Origin of the sequence: Burkholderia sp. MSMB1459WGS, assembly GCF_001534535.1 — a bacterium.
Lineage (GTDB): Bacteria > Pseudomonadota > Gammaproteobacteria > Burkholderiales > Burkholderiaceae > Burkholderia.
On record NZ_LPMU01000025.1, the window covers coordinates 1 to 22687 of the forward strand.

19 protein-coding genes are annotated in these 22687 nt (G+C 68.0%); 11 read left to right on the plus strand and 8 right to left on the minus strand.

Annotated elements, in window-relative coordinates; translation table 11 throughout:
* Positions 1 to 247: 247 nt before the first annotated feature.
* From WT97_RS11460 to WT97_RS11475, 4 genes are all read right to left on the minus strand, one after another.
* Complete coding sequence (locus WT97_RS11460) at positions 248 to 712, minus strand: GNAT family N-acetyltransferase (protein WP_179949772.1); 465 nt, start codon at positions 710 to 712, stop codon at positions 248 to 250.
* 146 nt (positions 713 to 858) lie between these two features.
* Positions 859 to 1230, minus strand: a complete 372-nt coding sequence (locus WT97_RS11465; protein WP_060353486.1) for a nuclear transport factor 2 family protein — start codon at positions 1228 to 1230, stop codon at positions 859 to 861.
* A gap of 54 nt (positions 1231 to 1284) precedes the next feature.
* Positions 1285 to 1830 (minus strand): hypothetical protein, encoded by a 546-nt coding sequence (locus tag WT97_RS11470; RefSeq protein ID WP_257128484.1) that lies wholly within the window; start codon positions 1828 to 1830, stop codon positions 1285 to 1287.
* 290 nt (positions 1831 to 2120) lie between these two features.
* Positions 2121 to 3125: an AraC family transcriptional regulator gene (locus tag WT97_RS11475; RefSeq protein WP_060353488.1), complete on the minus strand. Its 1005-nt coding sequence runs from the start codon at positions 3123 to 3125 to the stop codon at positions 2121 to 2123.
* Positions 3126 to 3268: 143 nt separating this feature from the next.
* Here WT97_RS11475 and WT97_RS11480 point away from each other — a divergent pair, with 143 nt between their 5' ends.
* From WT97_RS11480 to WT97_RS11490, 3 genes are read left to right on the plus strand one after another with little or no spacing between them, the layout of a single operon-like run.
* Complete coding sequence (locus tag WT97_RS11480; protein ID WP_060353489.1) at positions 3269 to 4936, plus strand: acyl-CoA synthetase; 1668 nt, start codon at positions 3269 to 3271, stop codon at positions 4934 to 4936.
* A gap of 13 nt (positions 4937 to 4949) precedes the next feature.
* On the plus strand, positions 4950 to 5717 hold the full coding sequence (locus WT97_RS11485; RefSeq protein ID WP_060353490.1) for a 3-hydroxyacyl-CoA dehydrogenase: 768 nt from the start codon (positions 4950 to 4952) through the stop codon (positions 5715 to 5717).
* An 18-nt stretch (positions 5718 to 5735) separates the two neighbouring features.
* On the plus strand, positions 5736 to 6926 hold the full coding sequence (locus tag WT97_RS11490) for an acetyl-CoA C-acetyltransferase (RefSeq protein ID WP_060353491.1): 1191 nt from the start codon (positions 5736 to 5738) through the stop codon (positions 6924 to 6926).
* 113 nt (positions 6927 to 7039) lie between these two features.
* Here WT97_RS11490 and WT97_RS11495 read toward each other — a convergent pair whose 3' ends face one another.
* Positions 7040 to 7732, minus strand: a complete 693-nt coding sequence (locus WT97_RS11495; RefSeq protein WP_059830958.1) for a TetR/AcrR family transcriptional regulator — start codon at positions 7730 to 7732, stop codon at positions 7040 to 7042.
* 320 nt (positions 7733 to 8052) lie between these two features.
* On the opposite strand from WT97_RS11495, the gene WT97_RS11500 reads away from it, so the two are divergent.
* The 8 genes from WT97_RS11500 (at position 8053) to WT97_RS11535 (ending at position 18587) form a co-directional block, all read left to right on the plus strand.
* Positions 8053 to 9333 carry a Zn-dependent hydrolase gene (locus tag WT97_RS11500; protein WP_060353492.1) on the plus strand — a complete coding sequence of 427 codons (1281 nt, stop codon included), beginning with the start codon at positions 8053 to 8055 and terminating at the stop codon, positions 9331 to 9333.
* A 127-nt stretch (positions 9334 to 9460) separates the two neighbouring features.
* Positions 9461 to 10798, plus strand: a complete 1338-nt coding sequence (locus WT97_RS11505; RefSeq protein ID WP_060353493.1) for an NAD(P)-dependent oxidoreductase — start codon at positions 9461 to 9463, stop codon at positions 10796 to 10798.
* Between the two features lie 52 nt (positions 10799 to 10850).
* Positions 10851 to 12167: an NAD-dependent dihydropyrimidine dehydrogenase subunit PreA gene (gene preA / locus WT97_RS11510; protein ID WP_060353494.1), complete on the plus strand. Its 1317-nt coding sequence runs from the start codon at positions 10851 to 10853 to the stop codon at positions 12165 to 12167.
* 100 nt (positions 12168 to 12267) lie between these two features.
* Complete coding sequence (locus WT97_RS11515; RefSeq protein WP_060353495.1) at positions 12268 to 13776, plus strand: NCS1 family nucleobase:cation symporter-1; 1509 nt, start codon at positions 12268 to 12270, stop codon at positions 13774 to 13776.
* Positions 13777 to 13841: 65 nt separating this feature from the next.
* A complete protein-coding gene (hydA, locus tag WT97_RS11520; protein ID WP_059791180.1) occupies positions 13842 to 15299 on the plus strand; it encodes a dihydropyrimidinase in 1458 nt (485 codons plus the stop codon).
* Between the two features lie 248 nt (positions 15300 to 15547).
* A complete protein-coding gene (locus WT97_RS11525; protein ID WP_059500108.1) occupies positions 15548 to 16822 on the plus strand; it encodes a NupC/NupG family nucleoside CNT transporter in 1275 nt (424 codons plus the stop codon).
* A gap of 39 nt (positions 16823 to 16861) precedes the next feature.
* Complete coding sequence (gene deoA, locus WT97_RS11530; protein WP_060353496.1) at positions 16862 to 18178, plus strand: thymidine phosphorylase; 1317 nt, start codon at positions 16862 to 16864, stop codon at positions 18176 to 18178.
* A gap of 19 nt (positions 18179 to 18197) precedes the next feature.
* Positions 18198 to 18587: a cytidine deaminase gene (locus WT97_RS11535; RefSeq protein WP_060353497.1), complete on the plus strand. Its 390-nt coding sequence runs from the start codon at positions 18198 to 18200 to the stop codon at positions 18585 to 18587.
* Positions 18588 to 18608: 21 nt separating this feature from the next.
* Here WT97_RS11535 and WT97_RS11540 read toward each other — a convergent pair whose 3' ends face one another.
* The 3 genes from WT97_RS11540 to WT97_RS11550 form a co-directional block, all read right to left on the minus strand.
* A complete protein-coding gene (locus WT97_RS11540) occupies positions 18609 to 19724 on the minus strand; it encodes an aromatic ring-hydroxylating dioxygenase subunit alpha (RefSeq protein ID WP_059500120.1) in 1116 nt (371 codons plus the stop codon).
* A 250-nt stretch (positions 19725 to 19974) separates the two neighbouring features.
* Positions 19975 to 20718 carry a peptide-methionine (S)-S-oxide reductase MsrA gene (msrA, locus tag WT97_RS11545; protein WP_060353498.1) on the minus strand — a complete coding sequence of 248 codons (744 nt, stop codon included), beginning with the start codon at positions 20716 to 20718 and terminating at the stop codon, positions 19975 to 19977.
* Positions 20719 to 20790: 72 nt separating this feature from the next.
* On the minus strand, positions 20791 to 22653 hold the full coding sequence (locus WT97_RS11550; protein WP_060353499.1) for a cytochrome c biogenesis protein DipZ: 1863 nt from the start codon (positions 22651 to 22653) through the stop codon (positions 20791 to 20793).
* Between the last annotated feature and the right edge of the window lie 34 nt (positions 22654 to 22687).

Consider the following 22687-nt stretch of genomic DNA (forward strand, 5'->3'; position numbering starts at 1 on the left):
CGAACAGGACCGTGAAACGACTCCACGCCGATGATAGTGCGGATTCCCGTGTGAAAGTAGGTAATCGTCAGGCTCCCCTCAAGACAGAAACCCCCGCCCGATCAGGCGGGGGTTTTTGCATTGGCCCGGCAGAAATGCACTTGGTCCGGCGAAGCGCTATACAGCACGAGCCTGGAGCGTGGAAAACGTCGTCATGCCGCTAGTCCGACCGACCGAATTCCGATATTTCTCCGCCGCATCCCCCTCGTCAGACCGTGATCCGCAAGATCGGAAAAAATCTGCCCGGAATGGCGCTCGATTCCTGTTCGCCAATCTTTTCAGCTCCCAGCGCCAGATAGAACGGCGCAGCATTAGGATCCGCTTCGATCACGAAGCTTTTGATTCCTCTCGCAGCGGCTTCGGCCCGAACTGATTCCCACAGCGCACGGGCGATGCCCTGACCCATGTGATCGGGATGAACGAATAACCATCCGGGCGTCGGTCCATCCGAATCCAATGATGCTCGGACCCAGAACCCGATGATCGACTCGCCCGATTCCGCGACGTAACCGATCGCTCCTTTGATCGTCTCCGGCGAAATCGTAAGATCGTTTTGCCACAAGTCGAGCCATTCCTTCGGATAGCCCCAATGCGCCTTCGAAAGACGCGCCAATTGCGTGAGTTCGTCCGCGTCCGCGGCACGAGCAGGACGCACGGTAAATAGCTCGTTCATTTCGACTCTCGTCATGGCCGATACCACCATGGTCGGCGATTTCATCAGTGCATCATCCGGATCGGGGCGTCTCACCGCTCGACCGACAGCCGGGCCGCTCGCAGCAGCATTGCTCGCCGCGGCTCATCCGCACACGCTCGGCGCAGCTACATGACCTGCGATGCATGCCCGGCGATGACGCGCCAGTGGGCGCCCGATCGACGCCACAGGCGCGTATAGGCAAACGTGCCGGCGAATGCCGTGCCATGGAAATGACCGGCGAGGGTCGCGCGTGTCGTGGTCAGGATCATCCCGTCGATCGCGCATGCGCGCATTTCGTGAACGTCGAGTGTGTCGAGACGCAGAAGCTTCGCGCGATGCGCGGCCAGATCGTCCTCTTTCGAGATGACCTGGCCGGTCGGGACTGTAAACACCAGATCGTCGTCGAGCAGCGCGTCGAGCACGTCGACATCGTTGGCCAGCATCGCGGAGCGCAGCGCGGTTTCGCTGGATTCGATGACGGTACGGATTGCATCCATGTCAGGCCTCGCATCATTTCGGAAGGGAAGCGGTACGGCGGCGACGAACGCAGCCTACCGCGCATTCGACAACGACTGACGCCGGATGAGCATCACCAGGCAGATGCCGATCGACGCGATGAGGTTGACGGCCGGATAGAACGCGACCGCGACACTCCACGTGCTCAGCGCCAGCAACGCCAGCGCGTACTTGAGTACGCACAGCGCGAAATAGGCGAGGCTCTCGCTCCACGGATCGCGGATCGTCTTGCGCACGGTCGGGCCGAGGCCGGCAAGCTCGATCAGCGTAACGAGGCAGATCGACACAGTCGGATCGTCGGTCAGCATCCACAGCGGAATGGCCGATAGCGCCGCGCACAGGAACAACCAGTCGAGGCCCGTCCAGCCGCGCTCGCCGCGAAACAGGCTGGCGATCAGCGTCAGAAAGCATGTGACGGCAATCGCTGCCGTGCACCATGCGGACGGTCCCGCGCCCGCGACGAACTGGCCGGCGGCCGCGATCGCCGTGACGACCGACCACACGAGCCACGTGAACAGATGCGGGCGGACGGTGCACCGGTAGATCGCGAGCGCGTAAGGAATCGCTGCCAGCAACGACATGGCCGTTCCGATCGCGCCGAAGATCGAAGCGGCGCTCTCAGCGGTATTCACCATCGACGCAACCTCGTTCGGACGGGCCGACCAGTATGTGGTCTGACGGGACGGGGTGCAACGTCATGCCACGCCTCGTGGTGCGGCGAGCGCTACGCAGAATCCCACCGGAACGCAAGGGCGGCCACGTGCTGAAGACGCTCGAGAACTGTCTCGGCGAGCAGACCTTGCGCAAGGGGCTGGAGGCAGAGCCGGGCGTATCGACGGCACACGACGAGACGCTCCGCGTCCACCGGCATTCACGACTCCGCTTCCGCCGCATGCACGTCGCGCCGATAGGCGCCGGGGCTCGTGCCCGTCCATTTCCGGAACGCGCGATGAAACGCGCTCGGCTCGGTGAAGCCGAGCTCGGCCGCGATCTCCGCGACGCTCAGCGTGTGCCCGCGCAGCAGCGACTGCGCGAGCGCACCGCGCAACTCGTCCTTGATCGTCGCGAAGCTTTGCCCTTCGCTGCGCAAACGCCGTCGCAGCGTCGCCGGTGTCGTGTCGAGGTACACGGCCAGCGTGTCGAAGTCGGGCCACTCGGCGGCCGGCCGCACCTTCAGGTGCGCGCGTGTCTTCGCGACCCAGCCCGTGTCGTGCCGGTAGCGCACGAGCAGATTGCCGGGCGCGCCGCGCAGGAAGGTCTTCAGCGCCTGCTCCGAGCGGATCGTCGGCAGCGCGAGGTAGGCGGCATTGAACGCGAGCCGGCTGTCGGGCCGATCGAAATGCACGGGCACGCCGAAGAACTGGTGATAGTCGCTGCGCTGGCCGGGGCTCGGGCACGCGAAATCGATGCGCTGCAGCGGGATGCGCCGGCCGATCAGCCAGCACGCGACGCCGAGCAGGATCAGCCAGAACGTCCGGTACGCAAACGCCGGGTACGGCGCGCCCGATTGCGCCAGCACGATCTGCGCCTGCCCGTCCGCCACGACGAGCTCGCCGTGCGGCTCGTCGAGCACGACCCGCAGGAACTGCAGCGCGCGCCGCAGCGCCTTGTCGAGCGTGCCGGCATGCAGCACTGCATGGCACAGCAGCGTGAAACTGCCGCGCCGCATCGGGCGCGCGGCGAGCCCGAAAAATTCGTCATCGAGCGCGCCGGCAATCGCCAGCCACAGCCGGCCGTACTGTTGCGGCGTGACGGGCTCGCGCACGGCGGCCGGCAGCCCGGCGGCGCGCAGCACGGGCGCGGTCGGCAGACCATGCCGGCGCAGGCACGCGAGCGCATCGTCGACGAAATCCGGCGAAATCATCTGCGGCCCCATTTCCCCGCGTCCTCCCGACATGGCAAAAGCGATCACGATTCTAGATTCCGTTTGTCATTGATTGCAATGTAGCGGCTGTCTACTATCGATGTATCCCCGTCGCGCCCTGGCTCGACGGCGGCCATAACGAACAGGAGACGCGCATGCCCGAAGGAGCTACCGCCCGGCCGGTGCCGGCCTATGCCGACGCCGTGGCCCGGTTCAGTATCGAGACCGCCGCCGCGCAACTGAGCGGCGATCTGGAGCGCGGCCTGAACGCGTGTGTCGAATGCTGCGACCGCCACGCGAAGGCGGACGCGATCGCGCTCGACTGGATCGACGCCGCCGGGCAGCACCACCGCTTCACGTTCGCGCAGATGCAGGCGTTGTCGGCCCGGGTCGCGAACCTGCTCGTCGCCCAGGGCGTGAAGCCTGGCGACGTGGTGGCCGGCCTGCTGCCGCGCACGCCGGAGCTCGTCGCGACGATCCTCGGCACGTGGCGCGCGGGCGCCGTGTATCAGCCGCTGTTCACCGCGTTCGGCCCGAAGGCGATCGAGCATCGGCTGCGCATGAGCGGCGCGCGGCTCGTCGTGACCAACGTCGCGAATCGCATGAAGCTCGACGAAATCACCGATTGCCCGCCGGTAGCGACGGTGTGCGAAGCGAGCGACACGCTACCGGACGGCGACATCGATTTCCGGGCGGCGCTCGACGTGCAGCCCGATAGATTCGAGCCTGTGCTGCGCAAGGGGTCGGACCTGTTCATGATGATGTCGACGTCGGGCACGACAGGTCTGCCGAAGGGCGTGCCGGTGCCGCTGTATGCGTTGCTCGCGTTCGGCGCGTACATGCGCGAAGCGGTCGACCTGCGCGTCGCCGACCGGTTCTGGAATATCGCCGATCCGGGCTGGGCGTACGGCCTCTATTACGCGATCACGGGCCCGTTGCTGCTCGGTCATGCAACGACGCTCTACGAGGGCGGCTTCACGGTCGAGAGCACGTACGACGTGATCGAACGGCTCGGCATCACGAGCCTCGCGGGTTCGCCTACCGCGTACCGGATGCTGATGGCGGCCGGGACGGAAGCGGCCGCGCGCGTGAAGGGACAACTACGGGTGGTGAGCAGCGCGGGAGAACCGCTGAATCCGGAAGTCGTGCGCTGGTTCCACGCGGCGCTCGGTGCGCCGATCCACGATCACTACGGCCAGACCGAACTCGGCATGGTCGTGAACAACCATCACGGCCTCACGCATGTCGTGCACGTCGGTTCGGCCGGCCTCGCGCTGCCCGGCTATCGTGTCGCGGTGCTCGACGAAGCCGGCCGCGAGCTCGGCTCCGGCGAGCCGGGCACCCTCGCGATCGACATCGCGCGCTCGCCGCTGCTGTGGTTCTCCGGCTACTGGCAGCAGGACACGCCGGCGATCTCCGGCGGCTACTACCGGACCGGCGACAACGTCGAGCTGGAGCCGGACGGCACCGTGAGCTTCATCGGGCGCTCGGACGACGTGATCACGTCGTCGGGTTACCGGATCGGCCCGTTCGACGTGGAAAGCGCACTGATCGAGCATCCGGCGGTCAGCGAGGCTGCCGTGATCGGCGTACCCGACCCCGAGCGCACTGAAATCGTGAAGGCGTTCGTCGTCCTGTCGAAAGGGTTCGACGGCACGCCGGAACTGGCCGAGGAATTGAGTCTGCACGTGAAGCGGCGGCTGTCCGCTCACGCTTATCCGCGCGCGATCGACTTCGTCGACGCACTGCCGAAAACCCCGAGCGGCAAGATCCAGCGCTTCGTGTTGCGCAAGATGGAAGCCGAGAAGGCCGCTCAACCCTGATTATGGACTGCGAATGAATATCAAGGATCGCGTTTTTCTGATTACGGGCGCAGGTTCCGGCCTCGGCGCCGCGGTGGCGCGCATGGTCGCCGCGCAAGGCGGCAAGGCCGTGCTGCTGGATGTCAACGAAGAAGCGGGCGCGAGCCTCGCGAACGAACTCGGCGAGGCCGCGCGGTTCGTGAAGACCGACGTGACGAGCGAAGCCGACGGTCAGGCGGCGGTCGCCACCGCGCGCGACGCGTTCGGCCGTGTCGACGTGCTCGTCAATTGCGCGGGCGTCGCACCGGGCGAGAAGGTCGTGGGCCGCGACGGCCCGCATTCGCTCGACCGCTTCGCGCGCGCGGTGTCGATCAACCTGGTCGGCACGTTCAACATGATCCGGCTGGCGGCCGAAGCGATGTCGAAGCAGGACGCCGACGCGGAAGGCGAGCGCGGCGTGATCGTCAATACGGCATCGGTCGCGGCGTTCGACGGGCAGATCGGACAGGCCGCGTATGCGGCGTCGAAGAGCGGCGTGGTGGGCATGACGCTGCCGATCGCACGCGAGCTCGCGCGCTTCGGCATTCGCGTCGTGACGGTCGCGCCCGGCATCTTCGCGACGCCGATGATGGCCGGCATGCCGCAGGACGTGCAGGACGCGCTCGGCAAGAGCGTGCCGTTCCCGCCGCGGCTTGGCCGCCCGGAAGAATTTGCGGCGCTGGTGCGCCACATCGTCGAGAACACGATGCTGAACGGCGAAGTCATCCGTCTCGATGGCGCGTTGCGGATGGCACCGCGCTGACACTGGAGGAAGCGAATCATGACGACTCAGGATCCGATCGTAATCGTGGGCGCGGCGCGCACGCCGATGGGTGGTTTTCAGGGCGACCTGGCGGCTGCCAGCGCGAGCGATCTCGGCGCGGTAGCGATTCGTGCCGCGCTCGAGCGCGCGAACGTGCCGGCCGAACGCATCGACGAAATCGTGTTCGGCTGCGTGCTGCCGGCCGGCCAGGGCCAGGCGCCCGCGCGACAGGCCGCGCTGAAGGCCGGACTGCCGCTCGCGGCGGGCGCGACCACGGTCAACAAGATGTGCGGTTCGGGGATGAAGGCGTCGATGTTCGCGCACGACCTGCTGCTGGCGGGGTCGGCGGGCGTCGTCGTGGCGGGCGGGATGGAGAGCATGACGAATGCGCCTTACCTGCTGCCGAAGGCGCGCGCGGGCATGCGCATGGGGCATGGGCAAGTGCTGGACCACATGTTCCTCGACGGGCTCGAGGACGCCTATGAAAAGGGCCGCCTGATGGGCACGTTCGCCGAGGATTGCGCGCAGGCCTACCAGTTCACGCGCGAAGCGCAGGACGCGTTCGCGATTGCATCGCTCACGCGCGCACAGCGCGCGATCGCGGAAGGGCACTTCGTGTCGGAAATCGCGCCGGTGACCGTGAAGGCCGGCAAGACGGAAAGCGTCGTGTCGATCGACGAGCAGCCGGGCAAGGCGAAACTCGACAAGATTCCGACGCTGAAGCCGGCGTTTCGCGACGGCGGCACGGTGACGGCCGCGAACGCGTCGTCGATCTCGGACGGCGCGGCCGCGCTCGTGATGATGCGCCGCTCGGAAGCCGAGCGCCTCGGCCTCACGCCGAAGGCCGTGATCGTCGGGCATTCGACTTATGCGGACAAGCCCGGCCTGTTCGCGACCGCGCCGATCGGCGCGCTGCGCAAGCTGTCGGAGAAAACCGGCTGGAACCTGCGCGACGTCGACCTGTTCGAGATCAACGAAGCGTTCGCGGTGGTGCCGATGGCCGCGATGCGCGACCTCGACCTGCCGCACGAGAAGGTCAACGTACACGGCGGCGCGTGCGCGCTCGGGCATCCGATCGGTGCATCCGGTGCGCGCGTGATGGTGACGCTGCTGGCCGCGCTCGAAACGTACGGCCTGACGCGCGGTATCGCGTCGCTGTGCATCGGCGGCGGCGAAGCGACGGCCGTCGCGATCGAGCGCATCGCGTAACGCATCGCATCGTTCGCACGCAAGCTAGCGCCGACACGGGCGGCGCGTATCGCACGGCACATCCCCGTGTGGTGCGCGCCGCCCGTTTTTATTCGACGGATCGTCGTGTCGCGTTACGACTTCGCATTGGGCGACACCGCGCCGCACGCGCGAATCACGAGCTGCACGACCTGCTCGGTCTTTTCGTCGAACGCCTTCTTCGTGAACGCACGCTTGCCGCTCAGCGCGCGAATCTGCGCATCGAAATCCGCATAGTGCTGGGTGGTCGCCCAGATCAGGTACATCAGCGCATGCGGGTCGATCGGCGCGAGCAGGCCGCGCGCGATCCAGCCTTCGATCACCTTGATGCGCGTGTCGAACCACGGCTTCACGCGTTGCGACAGGATGTCCTGCATGTGCTCCGCGCCGTGGATGATCTCGTTGGCCCAGACCTTCGACCCGAGCGGGCGCCGCTGCGACAGCGCCATTTTCGCGCGCACGTAGCCGCCGATCGCCTCCACCGGATCGTCGCCGGCCTCGAACGAGCCGGCCGCGCGATGCCAGTCCTCGAACAGGTCGTCGAGCACGCGGCGATACAGCGCGAGCTTGGTCGGGAAGTAGTAGTGCACATTCGCCTTCGGCAGGCCGGCGCGCTCCGCGATCATCGCGGTGCTGGCGCCGGCGAGCCCGCGTTCCGCGAATACGGCTTCCGCGCACGCGAGCAGATGCGCTTCGTTGGACTCGCGAATGTGCGCCTTGCGTCGCCGCAAAGGCGCCGGCGTTTCGTCCCGGTCGGTGGCTGCGATTGTAGCCTCGTCATGTCTCATCGTTACCCTCGCGCGGCGGGCATGCCGCGTTGGGCTTCATTCTAGCCGCTGATTCGCGTCGCGCACACGCGCGGAGATGCCGCCGCTCCACGACGATGCTGCGTTGCGATGGCACGTTTCTCGCTCAGGTGCGTCGCGCAAGAAAGACGTTGCGCTGGTCATTTTGATCGTCTAAAACCTGTCCAATCGGACAGGATTTAACGCGTTTCGCGAACCGGCGAGGCATGCACCGCATCCGGGCGGCGTGCCCCGAAACAGGCCTCGCGTGCACCGGCACGGACCGGGCCGACGACATCACCGACCCCACAGGAGCGATACGAATGAACGCAGTATCGGAAACAGTGAAGCGGGCAGCTTTCGACACGTCGATCAAGGTCGACGGCAAGCGGTTGTGGGAGAGCCTGATGGAGGTCGCGAAAATCGGCGCGACACCGAAAGGCGGCGTGTGCCGACTCGCGCTGACCGATCTCGACAAGGCCGGCCGCGACCTGATCGTCGGCTGGGCGAAGGCCGCCGGCTGCACGGTGACGGTCGATACGATGGGCAACGTGTTCATGCGCCGCGCGGGCCGCGTGGCCGACGCGGCGCCGGTCGTCACGGGCTCGCACGCGGATTCGCAGCCGACCGGCGGGCGCTTCGACGGCATCTACGGCGTGCTCGGCGGCCTCGAGGTGATTCGCAGTCTCAACGATCACGGCATCGAGACCGAGCATCCGATCGAGGTCGTGATCTGGACCAACGAGGAGGGCTCGCGCTTCGCGCCCGCGATGGTCGCGTCGGGCGTGTTCGCAGGCGTGTTTCCGCTCGAATACGGGCTGTCTCGCAAGGACGTCGACGGCAAGACGATCGGCGAGGAACTGGCGCGCATCGGCTACGCAGGCGACGTGCCGTGCGGCGGGCGCAAGCTGCATGCGGCATTCGAGCTGCATATCGAGCAGGGCCCGATTCTCGAAGCGGAATGCAAGACGATCGGCGTCGTGACCGACGCGCAGGGGCAGCGGTGGTACGAGATCACGTTCACCGGCCAGGAAGCGCACGCGGGGCCGACGCCGATGCCGCGCCGCCGCGACGCGTTGCTCGGCGCGTCGCGCGTGGTCGATCTCGTCAACCGGATCGGCCTCGATCACGCGCCGTTCGGTTGCGCGACGGTCGGCATGATGCAGGTCCACCCGAACTCGCGCAACGTGATTCCCGGCCGCGTGTTCTTCACCGTCGATTTCCGTCATCCGGACGACGCCGTGCTCGCGAAGATGGATGCGGCGCTGCGCGACGGCGTCGCGCGCATCGCGGCCGACATCGGGCTCGACACCGAGCTCGAGCAGATTTTCTATTACAAGCCGGTTGCGTTCGATCCCGCATGCGTCGCGGCCGTGCGCGACGCGGCCGATTGCTTCGGCTACTCGCATCGCGACATCGTGTCGGGCGCGGGCCACGACGCGTGCTATCTGGCGCAGGTCGCGCCGACGTCGATGGTGTTCGTGCCCTGCGTCGACGGCATCAGCCACAACGAGATCGAGGACGCGACGCCCGCATGGATCGAGGCCGGCGCGAACGTGCTGCTGCACGCGATGCTGTCGCGCGCATGCGAGCCGGCTTCATGACGGACCGACCGTAGCAGCCGCGAGGCTGCCTGTCGTTTGAAATTCGCAGGCCTAAGCATGACCGCCCCGACTGTGCATTCGCAGCCGGCGGGGACGGCTTTGTCTCCACCCAGTCGAAGGAACGCGTATGACCACCAAGCCAACCGGCGATATCGCCGCGCATCGCCTGTCGTCCACGCAACTCTCGTGCGAGTTCGCCGATATCGCGCCGCTGCTCGATCCGACTGCCGCGGCGGCCGCCGCGAGCCGCTGCCATTACTGCTACGACGCGCCGTGCGTGCACGCGTGCCCGACGCAGATCGACATCCCGAGCTTCATCCGCAAGATCGGCAACGGCAACCTGAAAGGCGCGGCGATGGACATCCTGTCCGCGAATCCACTCGGCGGGATGTGCGCACGTGTGTGCCCGACGGAGATCCTGTGCGAAGGTGCATGCGTGCGCAACCATCAGGATGCGCAGCCGGTCGCGATCGGCGCGCTGCAGCGGCACGCGACCGACTGGGCGATGCAGACCGGCGCGGTGCAGTTCCGGCGCGCGCCCGAGACGGGCCGCCAAGTGGCGGTGGTCGGCGCGGGGCCGGCCGGGCTCGCGTGCGCGCACCGGCTCGCACTTGCCGGGCACCGCGTCGCGCTGTTCGACGCGCGCCCGAAGGCCGGGGGCCTCAACGAATACGGGATCGCCGCATACAAGACCGTCGACGATTTCGCGCAACGCGAGGTGGAGTGGCTGCTGTCGGTGGGCGGCATCGCGCTGGAAACGGGCGTGGCGCTCGGACGCGACGTGACGCTCGACGCGCTGCGCGAGCAGCACGACGCGGTATTCCTCGCGATGGGGCTCGGCGGCGTGCGTGCGCTCGCGATCGACGGCGAGCAACTACGCGGCGTGATGAACGCGGTCGATTTCATCGAGCAGGTGCGGCAGGCCGACGAGCTCGCGAACGTGCCGGTCGGGCGGCGCGTGGTCGTGATCGGCGGCGGCAATACGGCGATCGATGCGGCGGTGCAGAGCCGCAAGCTCGGCGCCGAGCGCGTGACGATGGTGTACCGGCGCGGCGTGGACGCGATGAGCGCGACGTGGGCCGAGCGCGAGTTCGCGCAGAAGAGCGGCGTCGCGCTCGTCACGCATGCGAAGCCGGTGCGCATGGCGGGCACGAACGGGCAGGTGACCGGTGTCGAATTCGAGGCCGCATCGGGCGAGCGCTTCACCGTCGACGCGGACATGGTACTGAAGGCGATTGGCCAGACGCTCGTGCTGGACGGTATCGCGGCCATGTTGCTGACCGCGGACGGCACGCGTATCGCGGTGGATGCGGACGGGCGCACGGCACTGCCGGACGTGTGGGCGGGCGGCGACTGCGCGGCGACCGACGGCGTCGATCTCACGGTACAGGCCGTGCAGGACGGCAAGCGCGCGGCCGCGTCGATCGACGCGGCGCTCGCCGCGCGCGCCGCGAAGGCGGCCTGAACGCGGCACACCGCCGGCACACCGAACACGATCCCTTCTCACGGAGCCGAACATGGCCGATCTTCGCTGCACCATCGCAGGCATCACCTCGCCGAACCCCTTCTGGCTGGCGTCCGCGCCGCCCACCGACAAGGCCTACAACGTCAATCGCGCCTTCGAGGCGGGCTGGGGCGGTGTCGTCTGGAAGACGCTCGGGCTCGATCCGCACGTCGTCAACGTCAGTTCGCGCTATGGCGCGGTGCAGTGGAACGGCCAGCGCATCGCGGGGCTGAACAACATCGAGTTGATCACCGACCGTCCGCTCGACGTGAACCTGAGAGAAATCGCGCAGGTGAAGCGCGACTGGCCGGACCGTGCGTTGATCGTGTCGCTGATGGTGCCGTGCAACGAGCGCGACTGGAAATGGATCCTGCCGCTCGTCGAGGATACCGGCGCCGATGCGGTCGAACTGAACTTCGGCTGCCCGCACGGGATGAGCGAGCGCGGGATGGGCGCGGCGGTCGGGCAGGTGCCCGAATACGTCGAGATGGTCACGCGCTGGGTGAAGGAAGGCACGAAGCTGCCATGCCTCGTGAAACTCACGCCGAACATCAGCGACATCCGCATGGGGTCGCGCGCCGCGTACAAGGGCGGCGCGGACGGCGTGTCGCTGATCAACACGATCAACTCGATCGTCGCGGTCGATCTCGACCAGATGGCGCCGGTGCCGACCGTCGACGGCAAGGGCACGCACGGCGGCTATTGCGGCCCGGCGGTCAAGCCGATCGCGCTGAACATGGTCGCGGAGATCGCACGCGATCCGGAAACGCCGAACCTGCCGATCTCGGGCATCGGCGGCATCTCGTCATGGCGCGACGCGGCCGAGTTCATGGTGCTCGGCGCCGGCAGCGTGCAGGTGTGCACCGCCGCGATGCATTACGGCTTCCGGATCGTGTCGGATCTCGCCGACGGGTTGTCGAACTGGATGGACGAGAAGGGCTATGCGACGCTCGACGACATCTGCGGCCGCGCAGTGCCGAACGTGACTGACTGGAAATACCTGAACCTGAAGTACGACATCAAGGCGCGCATCGACCAGGACCGCTGCATCCGGTGCGGGCTGTGCCATATCGCATGCGAGGACACGTCGCATCAGGCGATCACGGCGACGAAGGACGGCGTGCGGCATTTCGAAGTGATCGATTCGGAGTGCGTCGGGTGCAATCTTTGCATGCATGTGTGTCCGGTCGAGCAATGCATCACGATGGAGCGCGTCGATTCGGGCGACTACGCGAACTGGACCACGCATCCGAACAATCCGGCGAGCGCGGATGCCGGGGCGAGCGGCGGCCCGGCGGCCGCGCCCGAGAAGCACGCGAAGGCGGCCTGACCGGCGTCCGGCGGCGCGGAAGGTGCCGCGCCGCCGCTTTTCGTTTCCCCGGGCCGGCATCGCACGATGCCGGTGCCGACGTTTTCGTGGAGTGCGATCGATGAAATCCGCAGCGAATCCCGCCGATCCCGACAGCGCCGTGGCGCACGGCGGCAGCCTGTACAACGACGACCTCGCGCCGACGACGCCGGCGCAGCGCACGTGGAAGTGGTACCACTTCGCGGCGCTGTGGGTCGGGATGGTGATGAACATCGCGTCGTACATGCTCGCGGCCGGGCTGATCCAGGAAGGCATGTCGCCGTGGCAGGCGGTGACGACGGTGCTGCTCGGCAACCTGATCGTGCTCGTGCCGATGCTGCTGATCGGCCATGCGGGCGCGAAGCACGGAATTCCGTACGCGGTGCTCGTGCGCGCGTCGTTCGGCACGCAGGGCGCGAAGCTGCCGGCGCTGTTGCGCGCGATCGTCGCCTGCGGCTGGTACGGCATCCAGACCTGGCTCGGCGGCAGCGCGATCTACACGCTGCTGAACATCCTGACCGGCAATGCGCTGCACGGCGCGGCGCTGCCGCTCGTCGGCATCTCGTTCGGGCAGCTCGCGTGCTTCCTCGTGTTCTGGGCGCTGCAGCTGTACTTCATCCTGCACGGCACGGATTCGATCCGCTGGCTCGAAAGCTGGTCCGCGCCGATCAAGGTCGTGATGTGCGTGGCGCTCGTGTGGTGGGCGACGTCGAAGGCGGGCGGGTTCGGCTCGATGCTGTCGGCGCCGTCGCAGTTCGCGGCGGGCGGCAAGAAGGCCGGGCTGTTCTGGGCGACCTTCTGGCCGGGCTTGACCGCGATGGTCGGCTTCTGGGCGACGCTCGCGCTGAACATCCCCGATTTCACGCGCTTCGCGCATTCGCAGCGCGACCAGGTGATCGGGCAGTCGATCGGGCTGCCGCTGCCGATGGCGCTGCTGTCGGTGGTGTCGGTCGTCGTGACGTCGGCGACCGTCGTGATCTACGGCAACGCGATCTGGGATCCGATCGACCTGACGAGCCGGATGACCGGCATCGGTGTCGGCATCGCGCTCGTGATCCTCACGCTCGACACGATGTGCTGCAACCTCGCCGCGAATCTCGTCGGTCCTGCATACGATTTTTCGAGCTTGTGGCCGAAGGCGATCTCGTACCGCGCGGGCGGGATGATCACCGCGACGATCGCGATCGTGATGATGCCGTGGAAGATCCTCGCGACGACGGACGGCTATATCTTCACCTGGCTCGTCGGCTATTCGGCGCTGCTCGGGCCGGTCGCGGGCATCCTGATGGTCGACTATTTCCTGATTCGCGGCACGCAGCTCGATACGCGCGCATTGTTCGACGAGGGCGGCGACTTCAGCTACGCGCGCGGCTGGAACCCGGCCGCGCTGGCCGCGCTCGCGGTCGGCGTGCTGCCGAACCTGCCGGGCTTCCTGCACACGGCGTTTCCGGCGTCGTTCCCGAACGTGCCGGCGTTCTTCAACACGCTTTACACGTATGCGTGGTTCGTCGGCCTCGTGCTGGCGTCCGGCGTGTACGGCACCTGGATGAAGCGGCGCGCCGGACAGCGCGCGCAGATCGCGAGCGCATGACGCGCGAGCCGGTGGCGGCTCGCGCGCGGCATGCGGCACCCGACAGTCAACGAGGAGGCAACGAAATGGCAATCCTGATTCGTGGCGGCACCGTGGTCGATGCGGACCGTTCCTATCGTGCGGACGTACTCTGCGCGGACCCGCAGGACGGCGGCACGATCCTGCAGATTGCAGAGCGGATCGACGCGCCGGCCGGCGCAACCGTCGTGGACGCGCACGACCAGTACGTGATGCCGGGCGGCATCGATCCGCATACGCACATGGAGTTGCCGTTCATGGGCACGACCGCGAGCGACGATTTCTACTCGGGCACCGCTGCCGGGTTGTCGGGCGGCACGACGAGCATCATCGACTTCGTGATCCCGAGCCCGAAGCAGCCGCTGATGGATGCATTCCGCGAATGGCGCGGCTGGGCCGAGAAATCGGCGTCCGACTACGGCTTTCACGTTGCCGTGACGTGGTGGGACGACAGCGTGCACCGCGACATGGGCACGCTCGTGCGCGAGCACGGCGTGTCGAGCTTCAAGCATTTCATGGCGTACAAGAACGCGATCATGGCCGACGACGAGATTCTCGTGAACAGCTTCACGCGTTCGCTCGAACTCGGTGCGCTGCCGACCGTGCATGCGGAGAACGGCGAACTCGTGTTCCAACTGCAAAAGGCGCTGCTCGCGCGCGGCATGACGGGCCCGGAGGCGCATCCGTTGTCGCGGCCGCCGGAGGTGGAGGGCGAAGCCGCGAACCGTGCGATCCGTATCGCGCAGGTGCTCGGCGTGCCCGTGTATATCGTGCACGTGTCGGCGAAGGACGCAGTGGATGTGATCACGCGCGCGCGCAGCGAAGGGCTGCGCGTGTTCGGCGAAGTGTTGCCGGGCCACCTCGTGATCGACGAGGCCGTCTATCGCGATCCGGACTGGACGCGCGCGGCGGCCCACGTGATGAGTCCGCCGTTTCGCTCGGCCGAGCATCGCGAGGCGCTGTGGCGCGGGCTGCAGTCGGGGCAGCTGCATACGACGGCGACCGACCACTGCGTATTCTGCGCGTCGCAGAAGGCGATGGGCCGCAACGATTTCACGAAGATCCCGAACGGCTGCGGCGGCGTCGAGGATCGCATGTCGGTGCTGTGGCATCACGGCGTGAATCATGGCCGAATCACGCCGAACGAGTTCGTGCGGATCACGTCGACGAACGCTGCACAGATCTTCAACCTGTATCCGCGCAAGGGCGCCGTGCAGGTCGGCGCCGATGCCGACCTCGTCGTGTGGGACCCGGCCGCGACGAAGACGATCTCGGTGAAGACGCATCACCAGCAGGTCGACTTCAACGTGTTCGAGGGGATGACCGTGCAGGGCGTCGCGACGCACACGCTCACGCGCGGTGCGCTCGCGTGGGCCGACGGCGAATTGCGCGCGGTGCGCGGCGCGGGCCGCTACCTGAAGCGCCCGCCGGCGGCAGGCTACTACGAGGCGGCGCGGATCGCGAACCGTCTGCGCGAACCGCATCCGGTCGAGCGCGCGGGTTGAACGGCGCATGCCGTGCGGGGCGTATCCGTTCGGACGGCACGCCCCGCGCGTGTTCCGGATGGGTAGGTAGAACAACTGATCAAGCGGCCGGAGCGCGAAAAGAGAAACGATCGATGCCATTGATCGCGGCGATTTTGGCGACGTTGCCGGCGCGCATATCGAACGAGTAACATCCACCAACCCGATCACGCGGGTCGCGGGCACGGGCCGCCCGCCGGACAGTTCAAATAGTGAGAAAGGAGCACAAGGTGGATATTCTGCGCAGTCTCCTCGGTATGCTGTTTCTGTTGCTGGTCGCGTATCTGCTGTCGAACAACCGCCGCGCGGTCAGCGCGCGAACCATGATCGCCGCGTTGCTCACGCAGTTCGCGATCGGCGCGCTGGTGCTGTTCGTGCCGTCGGGGCGCGCGGCGCTGGCTGCGGCCGCGAACGGCGTCAACCGCGTGCTCGACATGGGCAATCACGGCATCGCGTTCGTGTTCGGCGGGCTGGTCGACGCGCGGATGTTCCAGTTGTTCGGCGACGGCGGGTTCGTGTTCGGCCTGCGCGTGCTGCCGATGATCATCTTCGTCACCGCGCTGATCTCGGTGCTGTACTACATCGGCGTAATGAAGTGGATCGTCGCGATCCTCGGCGCGGGGCTCGCGAAGATACTCGGCGTGAGCCGCATCGAGGCGTGCTCGGCCGTCGCGACGATCTTCCTCGGGCAGAGCGAGATGCCCGCGCTCGTGAAGCCGTTCGTGCGCAACATGACGAGCGCCGAGATCTTCACGGTGATGGCGAGCGGCATGGCGTCGGTCGCGGGCTCGGTGCTGGTCGGCTACGCCGGCCTCGGCGTGAAGATGGAGTACCTGCTCGCCGCATCGTTCATGGCGGTGCCGGGCGGGCTGCTGTTCGGCAAGCTGCTGTTTCCGACCGTCGAGCCGAGCCGCGTGGTGGTCGATGGGCTCGATTTCGACGACAAGCGGGCCGCCAACGTGATCGAGGCGGCCGCATCCGGCGCATCGGTCGGCCTGCGGATCGCGATCAACGTCGGCGCGATGCTGATCGCGTTCGTCGGGCTCATCGCGCTGATGAACCTGATCGTCGGCGGCGCGGCCGCGTTCGCGGGCTTTCCGCAGGTCACGCTGGTCGGCATCATCGGCCACCTGTTCGCGCCGCTCGCGTGGATCATCGGCGTGCCATGGCACGATGCGGCGCTGGCCGGCAACTTCATCGGCGAGAAACTGATCTTCAACGAATTCGTCGCGTACGGCGACCTGTCGCCGTACCTGAAGGGCGGTGCGCACGCGGCGGCGGCCGGCCTCCAGGTGCTCGACGCGAAGACGCTCGCGATCGTGTCGTTCGCGCTGTGCGGCTTCGCGAACTTCTCGTCGATCGCGATTCTCGCGGGCGGCTTCAGCGCGGTCGCGCCCGAGCGCCGCTCGGACGTCGCGCGGCTCGGCTTGCGCGCGCTGACTGCCGCGACGCTGTCGAACCTGATGAGCGCGGCGATTGCCGGCCTGTTTTTCTCGCTGCATTGACCCGTGCAGCAGACTCCGATCGATCGAAGCGAGGCAACGATGTTTCTACCGCAGGAATTCATTCGCAGGAAGCGCGACGGGCAGCCGCTCGATCGCGACGGCATGGCCGCGTTCGTGCGCGGCGTGACCGACGGCAGCGTGACCGAGGGCCAGGTGGCTGCGTTCGCGATGGCCGTGTATTTCAACGACTTGAGCACGGACGAACGCGTCGCGCTGACGCTCGCGCAGCGCGATTCGGGCGACGTGCTCGACTGGCGTGCGCTCGATCTCGGCGGGCCGGTGATCGACAAGCATTCGACGGGCGGCGTCGGCGACGTCGTGTCGCTGATGCTCGGGCCGATGGTGGCCGCATGCGGCGGCTACGTGCCGATGATCTCCGGGCGCGGGCTCGGCCATACCGGCGGTACGCTCGACAAGCTCAGCGCGATTCCCGGTTACGACGTGATGCCCGATACGGACGCGTTTCGCCGCACGGTGCGCGAGGTCGGCGTCGCGATCATCGGGCAGACCGCGCGGCTCGCGCCGGCCGACAAGCGCATCTATGCGATCCGCGACGTGACGGCGACCGTCGAATCGGTCGCGATGATCACCGCGTCGATCCTGTCGAAGAAACTCGCGGCAGGGCTCGACGGGCTCGTGATGGACGTCAAGGTCGGCTCCGGCGCGTTCATGCCGACCGCGGAGAAATCGGCGGAACTGGCGCGCAGCATCGTCGACGTCGGCAACGGCGCCGGCATGAAGACGACCGCGATCCTCACCGACATGAACCAGTCGCTCGCGCCGTGCGCAGGCAACGCGCTCGAGGTGGCGTGCGCGATCGACTACCTGACGGGCAAGTCGCGCCCCGTGCGCTTGCACGACGTGACGATGGCGCTGTCGGCCGAACTGCTCGTCACCGGCGGGCTGGCGCGCGATGCCGCTCACGCGCGCGAGCAGCTCCAGCACGCGCTCGATTCGGGCGCGGCGGCCGAGCGTTTCGCGCGCATGGTCGTCGCGCTCGGCGGCCCCGCCGACCTGATCGACGCGCCGGCACGGCATCTGGCGCGGGCCGCGGTGATCGTGCCGGTTCCGGCGCCCGCGGGCGGCGTGGTGCAGCGCGTCGATTGCCGCGCGCTCGGGCTCGCGGTGGTCGCGCTCGGCGGCGGCCGCACGCGTGCGGAGGACGCGATCGACGTCAGCGTCGGCCTGTCGGCGCTCGCGGAGATCGGGCAGCGTATCGGGGCCGGCGAGCCGCTCGGCTTCGTGCATGCCCGCGACGAAGCAGCCGCGGCCCACGCGGCGGATGCGATTCGCCGCAGCTACGTGCTCGGCGAGACCGGCGAAGCGCCGCCGACCCTTTACCGGCAGATCGGCTGACCCTGCCTCGGAGACCTCGATGGAACGAGACGAACTGATCGAACAGGCGAAGGCGGCGCGCGAGCGCGCGTATGCGCCGTATTCGCGCTTCAAGGTCGGCGCGGCGTTGCAGGCGCGCGACGGGACGGTTTTCCACGGCTGCAACGTCGAGAACGCGTCGTACGGACTGTGCAATTGCGCGGAACGCACGGCGCTGTTCGCGGCGATTGCCGCCGGTTATCGGCCGGGCGATTTCGCGCGGCTCGCGGTCGTCGGCGACACGGACGGACCGATCGCGCCGTGCGGCGCATGTCGTCAGGTGATCATCGAGATCGGCAAGCCCGATATCGAAGTGATTCTCGCCAACCTGAAAGGGGCCGTCGAGATCACGACGGCCCACGCGTTGCTGCCGGGCGCGTTCACGCTGTAACGGTGCGCCGCATGCGTCGCGTCACGCGCCGTCGCGCGCGTCGCGGATCGGGATCACGGTGCGTGCGCCGCACTGGCGCAGCAGGTCGCGCAGCTCGTTGATGACCGGAAACACCTCGTGGTTCCAGTCGGCGCCCTGGCGATCGTGCGCTTCCTGTTCGCGTTCGACGATCCAGCGATCCTCGCGGAAGATGCGCTCGGTGAACCACACGAGCAGCGGCCATGCGAGATCGAGTGCGAACGGGATGCCGGGCTTGTGGATCGACAGCAGCCCGAACGTGCGGTTGGTGCGCTGCTCGGCGTCGAGCGGCACGTAGACGATCCACAGGTCCATCACGAGCGTGCCTTCGCTCGAGCGAATCTGCAGCGTCTGGTACGGATAGCCGGTGCGCACCGTCATCACGCTCTTGTTGGCCTGGTCGCCTGGCTTCTTGCTCGAACCGAACACGAGCGCCTCGCCGACCGGCTGCTTGCCTTCCATCCGTGCGAACGTGTAGTCGACCTCGACCCAGTCGTCGCCGCGGCGGCGGCCCACCGAGCGCGCGCGCATCTGCCCCATCTGCTTGCGATGCAGGAACTGATGGTTCATGTCCATCAGGTTCTCGTGCATGAACGAGTAGTGGCACTTGACCTCGCGGCCGAAGCGGCGCGTCTTGTACGCGCGGTTGTCCGCGGATTCGAGCGCGGGGAACGGTCGTGCTTCGGCGAGCGTGGCGTCGCCCGGGAACACGAAGATCAGCCCGTGCGCCTCGCGGCACGGATACGCGCGCACGCCGTTGGGCAAGCGCTCGCGGCCGAGGTAGGGCACGTCGACGCAGCGGCCGCTGTCGCACGCGTAGGTCCAGCCGTGATAGCAGCAGCGCAGCGTCTCGCCGCTCACCACGCCCGCATGCAGCGGCACCTGGCGGTGCGCGCAACGATCTTCGAGCGCATACACGGCGCCCGATTCGGTGCGCACGAGCACGATTGGGTCGCCGGCGAAGCGCACGCCGAGCGTCTTGCCGCGCTTGAGCTCGCGCGACCACGCGAGCGGATACCAGTGATCCGGATGAATGGGCACGCGGCGCAGGTCGCGCACGACCGCGCCGGTGGACGGTTCTTCGAGGGTATTGCTGTCAGGCAAAGGCACTGCGCGCATGCGTGACGCCTCCTGGCTTGGCGGGTAGTCCGGACGCCGCATCATGCGGCGAGGATCAGGAGAAGTCTACGCGAAGTTGCCGGCCGCGGCGGACGCGATGCGGGTTTGCCCCGGCATCGCGTCCGCCGATTCGTTGATGCGGCGCAAAGAGGCCGCCGCCGGTGCGTGGCGTGGCGGCCCGCCGCGGCGGTGCGGCGGGCGGCATCCCGTCACGCAGCCGGGCGGTGGTCGCGAGCGGCTCACAAGCGGCTCACAAGCGCGCTTCGCGCCACAGCACCGCGTCGGCACGGTATAGCGCCGGGAAGCGCTGCTTCAGCCCGGCGACCTTCGGCAGGTCGTTGAACGCGATATACGACGCATCCGGATGCAGTTCGAGGTAGTTCTGATGATAGGCCTCGGCCGGATAGAACCCCTTGTAGGCCTCGATGCGCGTGACCACGGGCGCCGGAAACACGTGCGCGGCGCCGAGCTGCGCGATGTACGCGGTCGCGACTGCGCGTTGCTGCGCGGTGGTCGGGAAGATCGCGGACCGGTACTGCGAGCCTTCGTCGGGGCCTTGCCGGTTCAGTTCGGTCGGATCGTGCGCGACGGAGAAGAACACCTGCAGCAGCCGGCCGTACGTGATCTGGGTTGGGTCGTAGACGATGCGCACCGATTCCGCGTGCCCCGTCAGCCCCGAGCCGACCAGCGCGTAGTGCGCGGTTTCGGACGCGCCGCCCGCGTAGCCTGCGGTGACCTGCTTCACGCCCTTCACGTGCTCGAACACGCCCTGAACGCCCCAGAAGCAGCCGCCGGCGAGCACGGCCGTCTCGTCGTGCGACGCGCCGGGCGTTTCGTCGAGCGTCGGCGCGGGCACGGTGCGCATCGGCTCGGCGGAATTGACGATGCGCTGGTAGCCGAACACGGCGGCGGCCGCGACGGCGATGGCGCCGATGCGGCGCAGCATGGCCGCGCGCCGCTGTGCGGCGGCATCGCGGATAGGGATCGGGTTCATCCTTTGCTCCTTCGAAATGCGTCGGGAAATGTGTCGAGAAAAGCGGCGCCCGGATGGCGGCGGCGCCCGCGATCAACCGAAAGTGAATGCATAGGCATCGACACCCGGATCGAGGAACTCGATCGAGAACGTGCGATCGGCGATCGCGCCGGGCTGCCGGACGAGCTGGTACAGGCGCTGACCGGTGACGGTGCCGTAGCCCTGCGCGTCGACGTCGGCGCCATGCGCGGCGCCGGGCGCCGCGCCGTCGAGCGTCACGCGAAAGCGCACGGGCCGGCCGTTCGTGCCGGGGCCGAGCACGAGATGCAGATCGCGTGCATGGAAGCGGTAGACGATCCGGCCATCCGGCGCGGCGAGCGACGCGCGTTCGGCGCCGACGTTCCACGTGCCCGCGAGGCCCCAGCCGTTGAGGTCCGGCCGGGCCGGCACGTCGTAGCGGTGCGCCGCGTCGCGTACGACGCCGCCCGGCGACGCGAAGCTTTCCGCGCGCGCATAGCCGACGTAGGTTTCGGGCGAACGGACGTCCGCGCTGTCGGCGGCCGCGAGCGCACCCTTCGCGGGCGCGCCGGCGAGCCCGAGCGGCACGTTCAGCGCGTCCGGATGGCCGGCTTCGGCGAGCAGCGACTGGATCGCGCGTTCCGATTGCGCGTATTCGCCTTCGCCGAAGTGGTGATGACGAATCCGCCCCTGCGCGTCGATGAAGTAGTGCGCGGGCCAGTATTCGTTGTTGAACGCGCGCCAGATCGAATAGCCGTTGTCGATCGCGACCGGGTAGTTGATGCCGAGGTCGTGCACCGCCTTCTTCACGTTGCCGATGTCGCGTTCGAACGCGAACTCCGGCGCGTGCACGCCGATCACGACGAGCCCGTACGGCGCGTACTTGCGCGCCCACGCGGTCGTGTACGGCAGCGTGCGCAGGCAGTTGATGCACGAATACGTCCAGAAGTCGACCAGCACGACCTTGCCGCGCAGCCCGGCCGCCGTCAGCGGCGGCGAGTTCAGCCACTGCACCGCGCCGTCGAGCGACGGCAGCGTGCCTTCGACCGGCAGCGCGGCCGCGGGGGCGCCGGCCGCACGCATCATCGCGCCGCCGGCCATCGCACCGCCGCCGGCCTGCGCGCCGTCGGTTGTTGCGGCGGCCATCATTGCACTGCCCGTCGCGTTGTCGGCGGCGCCGGTCGCGGCCGTTGCCGCCGGCGCGCCGTTCGAGCGTCCGCCGAGGCGGTTGACGAGCTTCGTTTCGAGCCCGCCCGTGGTGACGGTCGACAGTTGCGCGAGGGCGCCCGTGTCGAGGCCGAGCGCGATCGCGCCGACACCGGCCAGGAGCGCCGCGCCGATCCCGCGCCGGATCCATTCGCCGGCGCCGAGCGAACGCTTCATCGCGGCGAACACCTTGCCGCCGATCACGAGCGCGACGCCGAGCGACGTCGCCGCGCCGGCCGCATACGCGACGAGCAGCAGCGTCGTGCCGACGCTTGCGCCGCGCAGCGCGGCGCCGGTCAGCACGAGGCCGAGGATCGGGCCCGCGCACGGCGCCCACAGCAGGCCCGTCGCGACGCCGAGCAGCAGCGATGACGCCGGGCCGGCCGGGCGGCCGTCGCGTTGCGCGAACCCGGTGAGCCGGTTGCCGGCGGCGACGAGCGGGCGCGTCAGGTGTTCCGCGAAGCGCGGCATCAGCAGCGTCAGGCCGAACACCGCGAGCAGCACGATCGCGATCCAGCGGCCGGCCTGGTTGGCCTGCGCGACCCAGCCGCCGCCTACGGCGGCGAGCGTCGCGACGACGGCGAACGTGAGCGCCATGCCGGCGAGCAGCGGCAGGCCGGTGCGCACGAACGGCTGGTCGGCGCGCGCGAACACGAACGGCAGCACGGGCAGGATGCACGGGCTCAGGATCGTGAGCACACCGCCGAGATAGGCAAGGACGATGAGCAGCATGGTGCGTTCTCCAGTCGGACGGGAGTGGGGCCGG